This is a genomic window from Phenylobacterium sp., assembly GCF_030693625.1.
Lineage (GTDB): Bacteria > Pseudomonadota > Alphaproteobacteria > Caulobacterales > Caulobacteraceae > Phenylobacterium > Phenylobacterium ferrooxidans.
The window spans coordinates 1-17,287 of record NZ_JAUYAF010000001.1; the positions used below are offsets into that span (position 1 = coordinate 1).

15 protein-coding genes and 2 pseudogenes are annotated in these 17,287 nt (G+C 69.9%); 5 read left to right on the top strand and 12 right to left on the bottom strand.

Going from position 1 to position 17,287, the window contains the following annotated elements; all coding sequences use genetic code 11:
- Positions 1-160 (top strand): annotated as a pseudogene (gene purU, locus Q8N10_RS00005) (formyltetrahydrofolate deformylase); the annotation flags it as partial.
- A gap of 245 nt (positions 161-405) precedes the next feature.
- Here purU and Q8N10_RS00010 read toward each other — a convergent pair.
- The 3 genes from Q8N10_RS00010 to Q8N10_RS00020 all read right to left on the bottom strand — a co-directional run bounded on the left by Q8N10_RS00010 (position 406) and on the right by Q8N10_RS00020 (position 3,077).
- Positions 406-1,485 carry a phosphotransferase gene (locus Q8N10_RS00010; protein WP_304777536.1) on the bottom strand — a complete coding sequence of 360 codons (1,080 nt, stop codon included), beginning with the start codon at positions 1,483-1,485 and terminating at the stop codon, positions 406-408.
- Positions 1,482-2,717, bottom strand: coding sequence for an NAD(P)/FAD-dependent oxidoreductase (locus Q8N10_RS00015; RefSeq protein ID WP_304777538.1), 1,236 nt, complete (start codon positions 2,715-2,717; stop codon positions 1,482-1,484). Before Q8N10_RS00015 ends, Q8N10_RS00010 begins: the two co-directional genes overlap by 4 nt.
- Positions 2,718-2,783: 66 nt before the next feature.
- Positions 2,784-3,077 carry a DUF1294 domain-containing protein gene (locus Q8N10_RS00020; RefSeq protein WP_304777540.1) on the bottom strand — a complete coding sequence of 98 codons (294 nt, stop codon included), beginning with the start codon at positions 3,075-3,077 and terminating at the stop codon, positions 2,784-2,786.
- Between the two features lie 93 nt (positions 3,078-3,170).
- On the opposite strand from Q8N10_RS00020, the gene Q8N10_RS00025 reads away from it, so the two are divergent.
- Positions 3,171-4,259 (top strand): hypothetical protein, encoded by a 1,089-nt coding sequence (locus Q8N10_RS00025; protein ID WP_304777542.1) that lies wholly within the window; start codon positions 3,171-3,173, stop codon positions 4,257-4,259.
- Positions 4,260-4,271: 12 nt separating this feature from the next.
- Here Q8N10_RS00025 and Q8N10_RS00030 read toward each other — a convergent pair whose 3' ends face one another.
- The 5 genes from Q8N10_RS00030 to Q8N10_RS00050 all read right to left on the bottom strand — a co-directional run bounded on the left by Q8N10_RS00030 (position 4,272) and on the right by Q8N10_RS00050 (position 10,259).
- The gene (locus Q8N10_RS00030) at positions 4,272-4,766 is read right to left on the bottom strand and encodes an FKBP-type peptidyl-prolyl cis-trans isomerase (protein ID WP_304777544.1); all 495 of its coding nucleotides are present in this window, start codon (positions 4,764-4,766) and stop codon (positions 4,272-4,274) included.
- Positions 4,767-4,832: 66 nt separating this feature from the next.
- Positions 4,833-6,035 carry a threonine ammonia-lyase gene (locus Q8N10_RS00035; RefSeq protein WP_304777546.1) on the bottom strand — a complete coding sequence of 401 codons (1,203 nt, stop codon included), beginning with the start codon at positions 6,033-6,035 and terminating at the stop codon, positions 4,833-4,835.
- A 116-nt stretch (positions 6,036-6,151) separates the two neighbouring features.
- Positions 6,152-7,234 carry a GNAT family N-acetyltransferase gene (locus Q8N10_RS00040; RefSeq protein ID WP_304777548.1) on the bottom strand — a complete coding sequence of 361 codons (1,083 nt, stop codon included), beginning with the start codon at positions 7,232-7,234 and terminating at the stop codon, positions 6,152-6,154.
- Positions 7,235-7,357: 123 nt separating this feature from the next.
- Positions 7,358-8,425, bottom strand: a complete 1,068-nt coding sequence (locus Q8N10_RS00045) for a mannose-1-phosphate guanylyltransferase (RefSeq protein WP_304777550.1) — start codon at positions 8,423-8,425, stop codon at positions 7,358-7,360.
- 10 nt (positions 8,426-8,435) lie between these two features.
- Complete coding sequence (locus Q8N10_RS00050) at positions 8,436-10,259, bottom strand: dipeptide ABC transporter ATP-binding protein (protein ID WP_304777552.1); 1,824 nt, start codon at positions 10,257-10,259, stop codon at positions 8,436-8,438.
- 127 nt (positions 10,260-10,386) lie between these two features.
- Between Q8N10_RS00050 and Q8N10_RS00055 the strand changes: the two genes are divergently transcribed.
- The 3 genes from Q8N10_RS00055 to Q8N10_RS00065 are packed head-to-tail and all read left to right on the top strand — an operon-like array spanning position 10,387 to position 13,171.
- A complete protein-coding gene (locus Q8N10_RS00055; protein WP_304777554.1) occupies positions 10,387-10,908 on the top strand; it encodes an HAD family hydrolase in 522 nt (173 codons plus the stop codon).
- Complete coding sequence (locus Q8N10_RS00060) at positions 10,905-11,822, top strand: ABC transporter ATP-binding protein (RefSeq protein ID WP_304777556.1); 918 nt, start codon at positions 10,905-10,907, stop codon at positions 11,820-11,822. Before Q8N10_RS00055 ends, Q8N10_RS00060 begins: the two co-directional genes overlap by 4 nt.
- Positions 11,819-13,171, top strand: a complete 1,353-nt coding sequence (locus Q8N10_RS00065; protein WP_304777558.1) for a hypothetical protein — start codon at positions 11,819-11,821, stop codon at positions 13,169-13,171. Before Q8N10_RS00060 ends, Q8N10_RS00065 begins: the two co-directional genes overlap by 4 nt.
- Before the next feature lie 34 nt (positions 13,172-13,205).
- Here Q8N10_RS00065 and Q8N10_RS00070 read toward each other — a convergent pair whose 3' ends face one another.
- The 4 genes and pseudogenes from Q8N10_RS00070 to Q8N10_RS00085 form a co-directional block, all read right to left on the bottom strand.
- Positions 13,206-14,822, bottom strand: coding sequence for a cisplatin damage response ATP-dependent DNA ligase (locus Q8N10_RS00070; RefSeq protein ID WP_304777560.1), 1,617 nt, complete (start codon positions 14,820-14,822; stop codon positions 13,206-13,208).
- A 69-nt stretch (positions 14,823-14,891) separates the two neighbouring features.
- Positions 14,892-15,800, bottom strand: coding sequence for a DUF4349 domain-containing protein (locus Q8N10_RS00075; protein WP_304777562.1), 909 nt, complete (start codon positions 15,798-15,800; stop codon positions 14,892-14,894).
- A gap of 59 nt (positions 15,801-15,859) precedes the next feature.
- Positions 15,860-16,873, bottom strand: a complete 1,014-nt coding sequence (locus tag Q8N10_RS00080) for a ligase-associated DNA damage response exonuclease (RefSeq protein ID WP_304777564.1) — start codon at positions 16,871-16,873, stop codon at positions 15,860-15,862.
- A 291-nt stretch (positions 16,874-17,164) separates the two neighbouring features.
- Positions 17,165-17,287, bottom strand: a pseudogene (locus tag Q8N10_RS00085) (IS630 family transposase); the annotation flags it as partial.

Genomic DNA, 17,287 nt, shown 5'->3' on the forward strand with positions numbered 1-17,287 from the left:
CGAACAGGACGTGGAGCGCATCAGCCACCGCGACACGCCGCGCGACCTGATCCGCAAGGGCCGCGACATCGAGCGCCGGGTCCTGGCCCGCGCCGTGCGGTGGCGACTGGAGGACCGGGTGCTGCTCAATGGGAGCAAGACGGTGGTGTTTACCGACTGAGGCGAGGCCGTAAGAGGTTTTGTCCACGAACCACACGAACGTCACGAACGGTCAGCGGCTCACCCAACTGTCATCCAGGCCGCAGCGAAGCGGAGAGCCGGAACCCATATGCGCGGGGTTCGCCGGAGAGATCGGCGCTTCTAGGTCCCGGTCTTCCGTTGCGCGAAATCCGGGATGACCCATTCGGGGAAGCGTCGCCGCCCTCTTGTTCGTGTGGTTCGTGTGGTTCGTGGACGATCTTCTTTCTACGCCCTCCGGAGCATCTTCATCGACTCCAGGTCCGCCGCCTGGGCGCAGTGCCTGCGGGCCATGGTCAGGAACATCTCGTCGCCGCGCTCGGTCTGCTTGGTGCTGACCGAAGCGAAGATGGCGGTGAACACGCCTTGCAGCAGGTAGTGGCGGTAGCCGGTCCAGGCCTCGTTCCAGTCATAGCTGACGCCGTACTTCCGCAGGACCTCCAGCCATTGTCTCAGGAGGTCCTGCTCATGCTTCTGGCGGATCTCGGTCGGCAGGCCCGCGCCGATGAAATAGGCCACGTCCAGCACGCCGGGACCGAGGGCCACCGACTGCCAGTCCAGAACCGCGAGCGGCCAGCGGCCGCCCTGGGGCTCGAACAGCATATTGTCGAGGCGGTAGTCCAGGTGCTGCAGGGTCGGCGGGGCGGCGGGCCCGGAATAGAAGGCCCCGATATGGTCGGCGAAGTCCTGGCAGATCGTCATGTACTCCGGCTCCAGCCGGCCCTCGTAGCGGGCCCGGAAGGCCGCGATGACGCCGTCGAACATCCCCGCGATCGCGCCCGGATCGATCATCGGGCGATTGAGGAATTCCACCTGCGTCAGGGTCGGATCGGCCCAGCGCGGACCGTGCAGGGCCGCGGCCTCCCGCATGGCCACCTCCGCGTCGGCCAGGGAGCAGCCGGTGAGCTGATCGCCGCCCCGGGCCGGGCCCATGTCCTCCAGCAGGAGGACGAAGTCGCTGGTCTCAGGGTCGATCGCCGCCACGAAGGGCTTCGGCGTGCGGATATCCACCGTGTGGGCGATCTGCTGGTAGAAGCGCACCTCGTTCAGATAGAGGCCGATGGCCCCACCGGTGGCGCGGCTGATCGGGTCGGCGGACGGAAACTTGCCGACCACGCTGGCGGGCGCGCCCTCCACGGGTCGGGCGTAGTCGAGGTTGAAGCGGACGCTCTCCCCCAGCATGCCGTCCCCCACCTTCTGTGTGGTGAAGCCCTCGACGCGGACGGGGATCCCGGCGCCGTTCAGGGCGGCGGTCAGCCAGGCGGCGTCCACGCCGTTGGGGTCGGTGACGATGGGCAGGTCGCTCACGCCGCCTCTCCCAGGACGCGGGCGCGGTGCTCGGGGGTGAAGATCTCGGGCGGCAAGACCTCGGGGCCGGCCATCACCGCGAAGGTGTGGGCCCGCAGCGACGGGTCGAGGCTGGCGCGCTCATGGAGGCTATCCCGCCGGGCCCGCGCCGCCGCGCCGAACTCGGCCTCCAGCGCCGAGACGAGGGCGGCGGTGAACCTCAGGCGGCGCAGGCGCTCGGCGCGCTCCTCGGCGTAGGGCGAGAAATCCGCCCGGGCCCAGTCGGCGTCCGCCTTCAGGATGTCGGTGACAATCCGCACGTCGCGATAGGTGATGGAGAGGCCAAGACCGATGATCGGGTCGTTCCAGCCGCCGGCGTCCCCCACCAGCACCGCGCCCGGGGCGAAGGGCTGGTCGGTCCAGGCGTCGTTGTTGAAATAGGACAGCAGGGGGCCGATGGGCCTGGCGCCCGCCAGGTGAACATTGTCGGGCGAGCACACCATGCGGAAGGCCTCGAGGAAGGCCGCGGGACCGTCCGGGCCCGCGAACCGGCGGCGCTGATCCAGGGCGTAGCTGCCATAGAGCCGCACGCGGCCGGAGCCCTGCGGGAAGGCCAGGAAGGAGAAGTCCCCCTCCACCCCGATGGCCTGAACCTTGGCGTCCCAGTCGGGCGCGCCGTCCACCAGCAGGCCGGCGAACATGTGGTGGGGGGCGTCCTGATGCAGGGGGATGCCCAGGTTCTCGCGGACCATGGAGGTCCGCCCATCGGCGCCCACCAGCAGGCGCGCCGTCGCCGTGCTCTCCTCGCCGTCATGGCGGAAGGTGACAGTGGGGCTCGCGCCCGCCGTCACCGAGATCACCTGAACGCCGCGCCGGGCGTCGACGCCTCGGCGGACAGCCTCGTCGAACAGGGTCTGGCAGTGTTGCGGGTGACCGAGACAGAGCGGGCCGGGAACCCCCGGCGCGAAGACCCCGAGCGGCGCAGGGGTCGACCGCGCCACCTCCGGATCGCGGTTCTCGTCATAGGAGATGTGGGTCTCGATGTGGTGCCCGCCGGCGCTCACCAGCAGGTCGTAGAGCCCCAGGCGCTTGACCTCGGTCACCCCCCACGGCGCGATCCACTCGCCGCGCACCTTGTCCTGGTAGACCTCTGCAGCCTCCAGCAGCAGGACCTTGGCGCCGGCCTGCGCCATCACCGCCGACAGAGCCGAGCCGCCGACACCGCCGCCGACAACGATCAGGTCGTAGCCCATCTGCCTGTTCCGTCCCTTGGCGCGCGCTCTGACGGCGCGGCTCGGGGACGATCTCAGCAGGGTTCCTTAGGGTATGACAAGGGCATGGCGCGCGGCGAGAACGGCGAGCATCGCCAATCCGAAAACCTGGCCCACCAGGATCAGGGTCAGCTGCCGGGCGAAGGGCTGTTTGCGGGTCTTGTGGCGCAGCAGGCGTTGGGCGCTCACAGCCCCCAGACCGCCGCCGATGGCCGCGAGCCCCAGGAGGGTGGCTTCAGGCGTCCGGCGCAGCCCGCCGGCGGCGGCGCGCTTGTCGGCGGCGAACACCGCGAAGGTCATCAGGTTGATGACCGCCAGGTAGAGGAGAACAAGGTTGACCACCGCGCCACTCTGCCCTGACAGCCTTAGCGGTCCGTTCACCGGGGCCTAAGCATTGCCCGCCATGCTGAGCAGGAGCCTGGGGCGGAGGACGCCATGTCGATCACTGTTGGCGAGACCCTGGCGGCGGAGAGCCCCGACGCGCCGCGTCGGCACCTGTGGGGCCCGACCGCCGACTTCCTGCTGCTGGGGGGCGGCTCGCTGCTGGCCTTCCCGGTCCTGCTGCTACTGCCCGCCGACCGGGTCGCCGCGCCGTTGGCGGCGGCGATGTGGATGGCGATCAACATCCTCAACCACCCGCACTTCGCCCATTCCTACCAGATCTTCTACCGAGGTTTCGGAGCCAAGGCGCTGAGGGGAACCCATGCGCCCGCCCTGCGCTGGCGCTATGTCTTCGCCGGGATTGTCGTGCCGCTAGTGCTGGCCGCCTATCTCGGCGCGGCCCTGATGAGCGCGGACTCGCGCCTGCTGGGCTTTGGCGGCAACCTGATGGCCTTCTTCGTGGGCTGGCACTACGTCAAGCAGGGCTACGGCATGCTGATGGTGGATGCGGCGCTCAAGCGGAGCTTCTTCACCGCCCTGCAGAAGAAGGTGTTCCTGGTGAACGCCTATGTGGTCTGGGTCTTCTCGTGGCTGAACGCCAACCACCAGGTGAAGACCACCCATCTCTGGGGCCTGGACTACTACGCCCTGCCCGTGCCCGCGCCCTTGCTGATGATCGCCGGTCTGGCGGCGGCGCTGACGACCGCTGCGACCCTGCTGGTGATGGGTCGCGCCTGGCGGAGCCTGCCCTGGAACGGGGCCGTGGCCTATGGCGTCAGCCTCTATATCTGGCTGGTCTTCATGCGGATCAATCCGCTGTGGCTGCTGGTGATCCCGGCCTTCCACTCCCTGCAGTACCTTGCGGTCGTCTGGCGCTATCAGGGCAACGTGGAGCGCGCCAAGGCCGGCGACTGGCGGCGCGGATTCGCGGTCTTCGTGGCCTCAGGCGTGGCTCTGGGCTTCGTCGGCTTCTGGGCCCTGCCCAACCTGATGGACGCGGTGATCCCCTATGACCACGCGGTGTTCGGAACCACGGCCTGCCTGTTCGCGGTGTGGATCTTCATCAACATCCACCACTTCTTCCTGGACAACGTCATGTGGCGCCGGGAGAACCCCGACACCCGCGCGCACCTGTTCAGCTAGTCGCTTTGGCGCTCAGCCCTGGCCGACCGAGCCCGGGCCCGGCAGGACGCCGATCAGTTCGATCTTGAAGATCAGCACGCTGTTGCCGGGGATCTCACCGCCGCCCGCGCCCTCTTCGCCATAGCCGAGTTCCGGCGGCACATAGAGCATCCAGACATCGCCGGGCCGCATCAATTGCAGGGCCTCGATCCAAGCCGGGATCAGGGCGTCGATGGGCATGGCCGCCGGGGCGCCGCGCTCGTAGGAGCTATCGAAGACCTTGCCGTCCAGCAGCTTGCCTTCGTAGTGGACCTTCACCTCGTCGCCCTTCTCGGGCTTGGCGCCCGTGGCCGGGCCCGACTGGACGACCTTGTACTGCAGGCCCGAGGGCAGGGTGAGCACGTCCGCCGCCTTGCCGTTCTTGGCCAGGAAGGTGTTGGCCGCGGTGAGGTTGTCGGCGGCGACCTGCTTGTTGGGGCCGCAGGCGGCCAGGACCACCAGGGCCAGGGCGAGAACGAAACGCTTCATCACTAGCTTCCTTATTAGACGCGTGACGGGCGCCGGAACCGGCGCCCACTTCCGGCTGTCACGCTCTTAAACAGCGCGGGGCGGGTAGCCGCTCTCGCGCAGGGCGTCCATGATTTCCTGGGTGTGCTGGGCGTCGCGGGTCTCGATCATGATGTCGAACTCCGCGCCCTTGGCGGGCACGTCCAGGGCCAGGCGGTTGTGCGCCACCTCGACGATATTGGCCCCCATCTTGCCGATCAGCACCGAGACGGTGCCCAGCAGGCCCGGCCGGTCGTCGCCGATGATGCGCAGGGAGACCAGGCGCTGCTCGCGCACCAGTTCGCGGGTGAGCACCGAGGCCAGCAGGCGGGTGTCGATATTGCCGCCGGTGATGATAAGCCCGACCTTCTTGCCGCGGAACTTCTCCGGATAGGCCAGCAGGGCGGCGAGCGAGGCCGCCCCGGCCCCCTCCACCACCGTCTTCTCGACGTTGCAGTACAGCGCGATGGCCCGTTCGAAATAGGGCTCCTCGATCAGCAGCACATCGTCGATCAGCGGCCGGGCGACGGCGTAGCACTCTTCCCCCACCGACTTGACCGCGATGCCCTCGGCGATGGTGGCGCCGCCAGTGGCCGCGCCGATCCCACGCATCCGGGCGGTGAAGGAGGGGTACATGGCCGGCTCGACGCCGTAGATCTCGACCTTGGGATTGAGCGACTTGGCCACGGTGGCGCAGCCGGCGATCAGGCCACCGCCGCCGATCGGGATCGGCAGGACCTCAAGATCCGGCACGTCCTCGAACATCTCCAGGGCCACCGTGCCCTGGCCGGCCATCACCTTCAGGTCGTTGAACGGGGGAACGAAGACCAGCTCCCGCTCGGCGCACAGCGTCTTGGCCAAGGCCGCGGAGTCGTCGAAGGTCTCCCCGTCCAGCACCACCTCGGCCCCGAAGGCGCGGGTCTGCTGCACCTTCACGAAGGGGGTGTTGCGGGGCATGACGATGGTCACCGGGATGCCCAGGCGTGCGGCGTGATAGGCCAGGCCCTGGCTGTGATTGCCGGCGGACGCGGCGATCACCCCACGCTTGGCTTCGTTGTCGGAGAGCTGCAGCAGGGTGTTCAGCGCCCCGCGCTCCTTGTAGGCCGCGGTGAACTGCAGGTTCTCGAACTTCACCCAGACCTCGGCCCCGGTAATCTCCGACAGCGTCTTCGAGTGTCGGCAGGGGGTGCGCTCGATGCGCCCCTTCAGCCGCTCGGCAGCCGCGCGGATATCGTCGATGGACAGGGTCATGATCAGGCCAGGGGTGAAAAGGACGCCACCTCTAACGGCGTGGGCGTCCTACGGCAATGTCAGCTTGGTCGCGCTTTCCGGGCGGCGAACCGGTTCCCACTTGGCCTGAAAGGCGCTCAGCGCAAACCGCGCAGGACGTCCACGCGGCGCATGGCCTTGCCGGGCAGCTCCGACATCTTGCCCAGCGGCAGGGCCTCGGCGGCGCGGCGGACGCCGTAGACGGCGTGACGGACCAGGGCGGCCGGCGCGACCCCGCCGACGAAGCCGTGCGTCACCCCGACCCCGGTATTGGCCAGCTCGCGCTTGAACCGGTAGTCGCCGGGACCGAGGTCGAGGCGGGAATAGGGGGTGGCGTCCATCCAGCGCAGAATGTCCTGGAACAGCAGGATCCCAGGCGAGTAACGCTCGAACTCCGGCTCGTGGGCGATGAGCCAGCCATGCACGGTCTGCTTGCCGTGCAGGTGCAGGTGGACGGCGGCCAGGCGGTCGCCGAAGTGCAGGGTGAAGAGGCCCGCCCCGAAGTCCGGATCGCGGCGTTCGAACAGGTCCTGCATCAGGCGCAGGGTCCAGCCGGCGTCGAAGATGTCGGTCTGGCCGGTGGCGTCGAGCTGGGCGCGCTTCCAGGCCACCAGCTGGTCGAAGTCGGCCTGGCTGCGGGAGAAGGCGGTGAAGATGGAGGGACCGATCTCGCGCTCGACCTTGCGGCGCTTCTTGTCGCAATCCTTCAGGACCGAGGTTCCGGCCTCGCGGCGGGCGGCTTCGTAGGCGTCGTACCCCATCGCGACATCGACGATGTGGGAGAGCTGGCGGCCCCGCGCATAGGGGGCGAACGCGGCCTGGTCCTCGATCATGTGGCAGAAGTCGTAGCGCTGGACGCCCAGGGCCTGGATCATCCTGCGCGCGTCGATCCTTACGCCCGGCTCGGCCACCAACCCCTGGTAGTCGCACATGGGCGCCCCCACCGGCATGGCGGTCAGATGACCGACGCGGACCGGCAGGAAGGCCACATCGCGGCCCTCCACGATGGCGACGGCGACACGGATCTGGCGGGAGGTCTGGCGCTGGACGCGCTCCAGCGTGCGGGCCCAGTCGGGGGACAGGAAGGGACTGTCGAGGGTGATGTCGCCGGCCTGCAGCTCCGCCCAGCGGGCCATGCGCTGGGCCGTCATGTCCTGCGGACGAAGAACTTCGATCTGCAAGGCGGCCAATCCCCGGCGGCGAAAACGCGATAGCAGCCGCCGACCTTAACCACGAAGTCTTTCCGCGAAGTTGCCGGAATCGCCGGGATGCAACTTCTGCGGGGCTCGCGGCGCAACCTCAGATTATAGCAGCGCGCCGCGCCCCTGGGCCGTCAGCGCCTCCACCGCGGCCTTGACCGAGGCGGTGGACTCGCGCCGGGTCACCAGGACCACGCCGTTCTCCACCACCACCACCAGGTCCTCGACGCCGGCCAGCACCACCGTGTGGCCGTCGGTGCGGGCGATATTGCCCTTTGACCCCACGGCGATGGCGTCGCCGTCCAGGGCGTTGCCCTCGGCGTCGAGCACCGAGCCTTCCCAAAGCGCGTTCCAGTTGCCCACGTCGCTCCAGCCGATGTCAGCCCCCACCACGCTGGCGCGGTCGGTCTTCTCCATGATGGCGGTGTCGATAGCTTCGGCGGGGGCGGTGAGGAACGCGGGCCCAAGCGCGATCAGGTCGCCAGATCGCTGCGCGTCCTTCACCCCGGCCTCGGCGGCGGCGCAGATGGCCGGCGCCAGGCGGCGGCACTCCTCCAGGAAGGCCCGGGCGCTGAACATGAACATGCCGGCGTTCCAGCCATAGTCCGGATCGGCCACGAACCGCTTGGCGGTGGCGAGGTCCGGCTTCTCGACGAACTGGGCGACCTTGCGCACCAGACCCTCGCCGGCGCCGGCGCAGATATAGCCGTAGATGGTCTCAGGCCCGGTCGGCTTGAGGCTGAAGATCACCACCTCGCCGCTCTGCGCCGCGGCCCGTCCCGCCTCGATGGCCGCGTGCATGGCCGGCACGTCGGACACCAGGTTGTCGGCGTGGAGCAGGATGAAGACCCCGTCCGGATCGATCTCGGCGGCCACGGCGGCGGCGGCCACCGAGGCCGCGGCGGTGTTGCGGGGCGCGGGCTCGGCGATCAGGGCCTGGGCTGTGATCCCCACCTCGGCCAGCTGGGCCCGCGTCAGGTCGGCATGGGCCGCGGCGCAGACCACGATGGGCGGATTGAACATCGGCCCTGTCACCCGCAGGGCGGTGGCCTGGATCAGGGTCTCGGCGCCGCCCAGGCGGTGGAACTGCTTGGGCTTGGCCTGGCGCGACAGGGGCCACAGGCGCGTCCCCGCGCCGCCGGACATCAGGATGGGCGTGATCTTCGAGCTCATAAGGTGGCGCTTAAGCCGCTTCGACGGGCGGGTCGAACTCGGAGACCAGGTGACCCGGGGCGATCTCCTTCAGCTCCGGCACATAGACCTGGCCCAGGGGATCGGCCGACAGCCGCGAGGGCAGGAAGCGCAGGGCGCTGCGCGGATCCATGGGGCTGGGGGGCTCGCCCACGAGCTTCAGCCGCTTGCGGGAGCGTTCCCGGACCGGATCGGGGATCGGGGCGGCCGACAGCAGGGCCTTGGTATAGGGGTGGTGCGGATTGGCGTAGAGCTGCTCACGGTCGGCCTGCTCCATCACCCGGCCCAGATAGAGCACCATCACCCGGTGGCTGATCTCGCGCACCACCGCCAGGTCGTGGCTGATGAAGATCATCGCCAGGCCCATCTCCTTCTGCAGCTGGATCAGCAGGTCGATGATCTGGGCGCGGATGGAGACGTCCAGGGCCGAGACCGCCTCGTCGCAGATCACCAGCTTGGGCTTCAGGATCATGGCCCGCGCAATGCCCACCCGCTGGTTCTGGCCGCCGGACAGTTCGTGCGGATAGCGGTTGATCAGGGCCGGCAGCAGACCGACCTTGGCCATCATGGCCGCCACCTCGGCGTCGCGCTCGGCGCGCTTCAGCTGCGGCTTGAACACCTGCAGGGGCTCGGCGATGGAGTCGCCGATGGTCACTCGAGGGTCGAGGCTGGCCAACGGGTCCTGGAAGACGATCTGCAGGTCGCGCCGCGCGGCCCGCATGGATTCCTTGTCCGCGCCGGTGATGTCGCGGCCCAGCAGGGTGACCGCCCCGCCGGTGGCCGGGATCAGGTTGATCACGGCGCGCGCCAGGGTGGACTTGCCACATCCGCTTTCCCCCACCACCCCCAGGGTCTCGCCCTGGCGAACCTGGAAGGAGACGCCGTCCACGGCGCGCAGGTTGCGCTTGGCGCCGAACAGCCCCTCGTGGATCGGGAACCAGACCTTGATGTCGCGGCCTTCCACCACCACCGGCGCGTCAGTGGCGACAGGGCTCAGGGTCGGGCGGCCGCCACGGTCGGCGCGGTCCAGGCGCGGGATCGCGTCCAGCAGGGCGCGGGTATAGGGATCCTTCGGCGCGGCGAAGATCGCCTGCGCCTCGCCCTCCTCGACATAGGCGCCGTCCTTCATCACGCAGACCCGGTCGGCGAGGCGGGCGATGACCCCCATGTCGTGGGTGATGAGCACCATGGCCGTGCCGGTCTCGCGCTTCAGCTCGTCCATCAGGTCGAGGATCTCGGCCTGGACGGTGACATCGAGGGCGGTGGTGGGCTCGTCGGCGATCAGCAGGGCGGGCGACCCTGCCATGGCCGCGGCGATCATCACCCGCTGGCGCATGCCGCCGGAAAGCTCGTGCGGGTACTGGCGCAGGCGGCGCTCGGCGTCGGGGATGCGGACCCGCTCCAGCCAGTCCTTGGCGTGCTTGGTGGCCGCGTCGCCGGACATGCCCAGGTGCAGCCGCAGGGGCTCGGCGATCTGCTCGCCGATGCGGGCGTGGGGGGTAAGCGCGGTGAGCGGATCCTGGAAGATCATGGTCATCTTCGAGCCGCGGATCTTGTTGAGCGCCGCAGGCTTGAGGTTCAGCAGTTCGGTCCCGAGGAACTTGGCCGAGCCGGTGGCCTTGCCGTTGCGGGCCAGCAGGCCCATCAGCGCCATGAAGGTCTGGCTCTTGCCCGAGCCGCTCTCGCCGACCACCCCGAGGGTCTCGCCGCGGGCCACGTCCAGGGACACCCCCCGCACGGCCGCGACCACCCCGTCATGGGTGGCGAAATCGACCCGGAGGTCCTTGATGGAGAGAACAGGCGATGCGTCGGCCAAGGCGACCTCGAAAACAGGAAGGGACCGCCGACCATAGACGGGGCGGTGTGTCGGCGAAATGACGCGTTACGAAAGCTTAAGTCCAGACCCCCGCGACGCCGCGCGGGCTTGGCGTTACAGTGGCAGGGTGAGCGCGCCCGACCAGACCCCCCGCCCCGCCCTGTTCCTCGATCGCGACGGGGTACTCAACGAAGACCCCGGCTATGTCTATCGCTGGGAGGACTTCGTCTGGATTCCAGGCGCCCGGGAGGCCATCGCCGCCTTCAACGCCGCGGGCTGGTGGGTGTTCGTGGTGACCAACCAGTCGGGGGTGGGCCGGGGCTACTACACCGAGGCCGACGTCCAGAAGCTGCACGTCCAGATGAGCGCCGACCTCGCCAAGGCCGGCGCCCGCGTCGACGCCTTCTACTACTGCCCGCACCACCCCGAGGCGGCGCATGAGATGTACCGCCATCCCGATCCGCCTGGCCGCAAGCCCAATCCCGGCATGCTGCTGCAGGCGATTGAGGAGTGGCCCGTCGACCTGGCCCGCTCCCTGATGGTGGGCGACAAGGACGGCGACGTGGAGGCCGGGCGCCGCGCCGGCGTCCGCGGCCTGAAATTCACCGGCGGCGACCTGAAGACCTTCCTCGAAGGGGAGCTGACATGAGCGCCATGATCGAGGTTGCGGGAGTGGTCTACGACTACCCGTCGGCTCGCGCCCTGCACGGCGTGTCCTTCCAGGTCCAGGCCGGCGCGGTGCTGGCCCTGGTGGGTCCCAACGGCGCCGGCAAATCGACCCTGATGCGCTGCATCGCGGCCCTGGACGTCCCCACCGAGGGGACCATCCGGGTCGCGGGCCTCGACGTCGAAGCTGACCCGCGCGGGGTGCACGCCGCCATCGGCTACCTGCCCGACTTCTTCGGCCTCTATGAGGAGCTGTCGGTGCGCAAGGCCCTGACCTATGCCGCCCGGTCTCGCGGCGTTCCGGTCGCCGAGACGGCCGCCGCGGTGGAAATGGCGGCGGCCCGGGTGCAGCTCACCGACCGCCTGGAGGCGCGCGCCGGCGAACTGTCCCGAGGGCTAAAGCAGCGGCTGGCCATCGCCCAGACCATTGTTCACCAGCCCCGCGTCCTGCTGCTTGATGAACCCGCGGCCGGGCTCGACCCCGAGGCCCGCCGCAGCCTGTCGGACCTGATCCTGTCGCTGGCCAAGGACGGCATGACCATCGTGGTCTCCTCCCACATCCTGGCCGAGCTCGAAGACTACTCCACCCAGATGCTGATGATCCGCGACGGCGCGGTGGCCGGCGGCGGGGTGGTGGCGGCCGGGTCCGGACACCAGGACGGCGCGCGGGTGGAGGTGGCCTTCGCCCAGCCGCCGCCAGACCTGGCCGAACGGCTGGAGGCGCTCGGCGTCACCGTCGAGAAGGTCACCGGCGACACCGCCATTCTGGCCTTGCCGGAGGGCGAGGACGACTCCGCCCTGCTGGGCAAGCTGATCGGGGCGGGGCTGAAGGTCCGGTCCTTCCAGGCGGCGCGAAAGACCCTCGAAGACGCCTATCTGGCGGAGGTGGCCCGATGAACCCGGAATTCCAGCGCAATCTCTGGCTCGAGGCCTCGCCCCGGCGCATCGCCTGGGCCGCTGTCGTCCTGGTGCTTATATATGGCGCCACCGCCCTGGTGGCGCGTGAGTCCGCCGGTGGGCCGCTGCCGGCCATGGCGGGCGTCGGCGCCTTTGTCTTCATCATCTGCGGGGTCCTGTGGGGCTCGCGCGCCGCCGGCGGCGCGGTGCTGGGCGAGATCGCCGACCGCACCTGGGACTTCCAGCGGCTCTCGGCCCTCACCCCCTGGTCCATGACCTGGGGCAAGCTGCTGGGCGGCTCCAGCCTGGCCTGGATGTGCGCCCTGACCGGCGTCATCCTGATGGCCGGCCTGATGCTGGTCCAGGGCCAGCCCGGCGCCCTGTGGATGCTGGGCTTCCTGATCGCGCTCGCCCTCTTTCTCCAAGCGGTCAGCCTGGCCGTCGCCCTGATCGGGGTGCGCAAGGCCCGCGCCGAGGGCCGGGTGGCTCGGGCTGGCGGCGTGCTGGGCGGCCTGATCCTGGGCGTCTTCCTGCTGATGGTGGTGGCGGGATCGGCCGGGTTCCAGCGCGGCGCGGGGCTCTCGGGCCTCTCGTCCTTCCTCTATGCGCGCGGCGACATCGGCTGGTGGGGCCAGATTTTCCCGGCGACCGGCTTCCGCACCATCGCCACCCTGGCCTTGGCGGGCTGGGCGCTCGCCGGCGCCTGGCGGCTGATGCGGCTGGAGCTGCAGATGAAGAACCTGCCGGTGATCTGGCCGGCCTTCCTGATCTTCCTGGCGGTCTTCCTCGGGGGCTTCGCCTACGGACCCGGCGGGACCGCCGCGGCCCTGCTGGTGGGCGCCCTGGCGGTGGCGCTGGCGGCCTACGCCGCGGCCTTCGCCGAACCCGCCGACCGCGTGCGGCTGCGCCAGTTCGGCGCCTCCGTCGCCAAGGGCGATCTCACCCGCGCCCTGCCCCTGACGCCGGCCGCCATCGCGCCCTTCCTGCTGGCCCTGATCCTGGTCGCCGCCGCCTTTGCGGTCGGCGGGGCGGGCTCGGCCTTCGACCAGGGTCCCGATCCGGCCCAGGCCACCGCCCTGCTGGCCTTCGTCCTGCGCGACCTGGCGGTGATCACCCTCTTCCGCTTCGGGCCGCGTCCGCAGCGCGGCGACTTCGGCGCGGTGGTGGCGCTCGCCCTGCTCTACGGGGTCGGCGGCATCGTCGGCTCGGTCATCAGCCCCGGAACTGGCCAGGCCCTGTTCGTGCCCTTGTCCACCGCCCCCTGGGCCAGCCTCGCCTCTGGCCTCGCCCAGGCCGCCATCGCCTGGGCCCTGGCCTGGCGGCGGATCAAGGCGCCGGAGGTCAGGTAGCCCAGCTTCCCCCACGAGGGGGGAAGCTGACGGATCACCGCCCCTCCATCTGCTCCAGCATCCGCTCCAGGGTGTCCAGTTCGTCGGCCTCGCCGGCGGGCTTGTCCCAGCGGATCCGGTGGATGCGGGGGAAGCGCATGGCGACGCCGGACTTGTGGCGGGTGGAGCGCTGCAGGCCCTCGAAGGCCACCTCGAAGACCAGGCCGAAGTGGGGTTCGGCCTTCACCGAGCGCACCGGCCCGAACCGCTCGAGGGTGTTGTCGCGGACGAACTTGTCGATCTGCTTCAGCTCCTCGTCGGTGAAGCCGAAATAGGCCTTGCCCACCGGTGTCAGGGCCCGCTTGCCCTCCACCTCCGTCCAGACCCCGAAGGTGTAGTCGGAATAGAAGCTGGAGCGTTTGCCGTGGCCGCGCTGGGCGTACATCAGCACCGCGTCGATCAGGAATGGGTCGCGCTTCCACTTGAACCAGGGGCCCTTGGGGCGGCCGGCCTCGTAGATCGAGTCCCAGCGCTTCAACATCAGCCCCTCGGCGATCTGCGGGTCGCCGGGTGGAGGCGCGGCGCGCAGGGCCGCCAGTTCGGCCCAGGTCTCGAAGGGCTGCAGCGGCGAGAGGTCGATGCGCGGGGTGGCCAGCCGGCCCACAAAGGCTTCAAGCCGGACGCGCCGCTCGCGGAAGGACAGGGTGCGGGTGTCTTCGCCCGCCTCGGCCAGCAGGTCATAGGCGCGGATGCCGGCGGGATGCCTGGCCATCAGCTTGGCGTCGACCGTCTTGCGGTTCAGCCGCTGCTGCAGGTCCCCGAAACTGGCCACCCCGTCGTCGCCCATCACCAGCAGCTCGCCGTCCAGGGCGCCCTCGAAGTCCAGCACCTCGAGCACATCGGGGAAGGTCTTTGAGATGTCGTCGCCGTTGCGGGTGTAGAGGCGCCGGATCCCCTCCTCGTTCACCGCCTGGACGCGGATGCCGTCCCACTTCCACTCCGCGCCATAGTCGGCGGGGTCGAGCTTGCCGAAGTCGACGGCCTCGTCGATGGCCTGGGCCAGCATGGTGGGGCGGAAGCGGCCAGGCGAATCCGGCCGTGGACGGTCCGAGCGGCCCTCCAGCCAGGCGAACAGGTCCTCATAGGGCGGGTGCAGGGCGTGCCAGACCTCCTCCACCTCGTTGATCGCCACCCCGCCCAGGTCCGCCGCCGCCTGCTTGGCGAGGCGGCTAGACACCCCCACCCGCAGGCCGCCGGTCATCAGCTTCAGCAGGGCCCAGCGCCCCGTGGGCTGCATGGCGTCGAGCCATCCCTCGATCAGACGCTGCACCTCGGCGCGGGTCGCGCCGCGCAGGGCGTCGATAACTTCCGACAGCTCCGGCTCGCGATTGGCGCCCGGCCGCGCGGGCCAGACCAGGGCCACGGTCTCGGCCAGGTCCCCCACATAGTCGTGGGACCAGCGGAACAGCAGCGGGTCCATCCGTTCCTCCACCGCCTTGCGGATGAAGGCCGGCTTGGCGGCGTCGAAGGTCAGGTCGCCGGTCAGGGCGGCGAGCGCCCAGCCCCGGTCCGGATCGGGGGTCTCGCGCAGATAGTCGCGCACCAGGGTCAGCTTGGCGTTGCGCGACGCCGTCAGCGACAGGCGGTCCAGGAGCTCGGCGAAGGCGCGCATGGGAAGAGAAGTCTATGTCCCCCCGGGCGGTTGCGCGACCCCGGCGCGAAAGCCGGAGCCGCGCGGCCCTCAATCGACCTTCGGCGCGTCCTTGGTCTTGCGGCTCCAGCGCGGCAGGCGGCGACGGAAGACCCACAGCAGCCCGCCGATCACCAGGACCCAGGGCGCGAGGAGCGCGACCGTGCGGATCATGGCCGCCAGCGTGCCGGCCAGGATGTCGGCGACGTCGCCGAGGGCGCGGCCCACCGGGGACCAGGCGCCTTCCGGCGCCAGGACGCCGCCGGACTCGTAGGTCAGCCTCATCTCCGAGGTGGCGACCCGGCCGCGCATCATGGTCAGTTCCGACTGGGTGGCGTCGATCTCGCCCTGCACCCGGGCCAGCTCCCGCTCCACCTCCAGCAGGTCGGAGAGCTTGCCGGGACGGCTGGCCAGCAGGCCCTGCAACCGGTCGCGCAGGGTGGTGCGGGCGCGCAGGGCGGCCTCTGAGTCGACGATCCGCCGCGAGAGGTCCTCGGACTCCACCGCCGCCCGGACCAGCCGGCCGCCATGGGTCTTGGCCTCGGCGCTTAAGGACTCGCGGAAGCGCTTCAGCCAGACGGGCGTCGCCCGCAGGGTGAGGGTGCCGCTGACCCGGTCCTCGCCGGCCTCAGACACGGAAGACCCGACCACCTGACAGACCGCCGCGCCCGCATTGGCGCAGGCGGTCTCATGCCGGGTGACCAGGGCGCGGATCGCCTTGGGCGGGGCGCTGATAGCGTAGTCGTAGCTGTAGGCCAGCATCGGGATGCTGACCGGCAGGGGCGCCTGGGGGGCGGCTCCGCCCCTGGCGTCGGCGGGCGCGCCGGCGGCGGCGCTGTCGGCCAGGGCGGCGGGGGCCATGGGCGCGGCCTCCTGGGAGGCGACCTCTGCAGATCGTTCGGCGGGTTGGGAACAGGCGCTGAGGATCAGGCTGGCGGCGAGGAAGACAACGACACGCATAGGCTCAAAGTCCTTCTGCCCCGGACGGTAACAGGTTCGTGATCGCCCGCAAGGGTGGGTTAGCCGTCCTCTTCATCATCGTCATATCCCACCAGGGCCAGCGCCCGGGCCTGGATGCCGTGCAGCTGCGCCCAGCGGGCCAGGGCCTCCTCGCGGCCATGGGTGATCCACAGCTCGCCGGGGCGCAGTTCGTCCACCGTGGCGGTGAGCTCGTCCCAGTCGGCGTGGTCGGAGATCACCAGAGGCAGTTCAGTCCCCCGCTGCCGGGCCCGGGCGCGAACCTGCATCCAGCCCGAGGCGAAGGCCTGGACCGGATCGGGGAAGCGCCGCGACCAGCGGTCCTGCAGGGCCGAGGGCGGGCCGATGACGATGGCCCCGGCGAAGTCCTGCTTGGTGGCCACGGTGGCGGGCGCGAGCGGGCCAAGGTCGATACCGTGGTCCTGATAGAGCCGGTTCAGCCGCTCCAGGGTGCCGTGGACATAGATGGTCTTGTCCCAGCCGGCCTCCCGCAGCAGGCAGATCACCCGCTGCGCCTTGCCCAGCGCATAGGCGCCCACCAGGTGCGAGCGTTCCGGGAACTGGGCCACAGAGCGCAGCAGCCGGGCGATCTCGCCCGAGTCCGGCGGGTGTCGGAACACCGGCAGGCCGAAGGTGGCCTCGGTGATAAAGACGTCGCAGGGGACAGGCTCGAAGGGTGGGCAGGTGGGGTCGCGGCGGCGCTTGTAGTCCCCCGACACCACCATGGTCAGGCCCTTCCACTGCACCACCGCCTGGGCCGAGCCCAGGACGTGGCCCGCGGGGACCAGGGTCACCTCCACCTCGTCGCGGCGGACGGTCCGGCCGTAGGGCGCGGCCTCCGTGGCGGCGGCGAAGTCGGCGCCGTAGCGCTCGGCCATGATGGCCAGGGTCTCAGGGGTGGCCAGCACGGCGCCGTGGCCCGAGCGGGCATGGTCGGAGTGGCCATGGGTGACCACGGCCCGGTCCACCGGCCGGGTGGGGTCGATATAGAAGTCGCCGGGGGGGCAATAGAGGCCGGCAGGCGTGGGGCGCAGCAGGGATTCAGGCTTGATCATCGCGGCCGCCGCATCCTGGAAAGCTCCACCTTACGGGACATTAATATTGTGAATTCAACGTCATGACCAAGACTTAACGGGTCTTTCGCGCAGGCCACGCCTACACCGCCGCCCGAGACGAACGCACCTCGCAGCGCTTCGCTCCAACCGAAAGAAAACGCCATGCCCCCCTCCTTGAACCTCGGCCGCGTCAGCGGTCTCGCCAGCCTGCTGATGGCCGCCCTGCCAGTCCTCACCATCGCCATCGTCGCCCTTTCGGCGGGCCTCACGGTCGGCTAGAGCATTTTTCGATCAGTCTGCATCGTATCCAGCGGCGGCGAAGTAGTTCGCGCATTCCCTTGGTGTGAAGGCGTCGATGATTTGAGCGATGGCTGACCAGAGCTGCTCGAGGGTTCTGGCGGCGGCCTTTCGGAG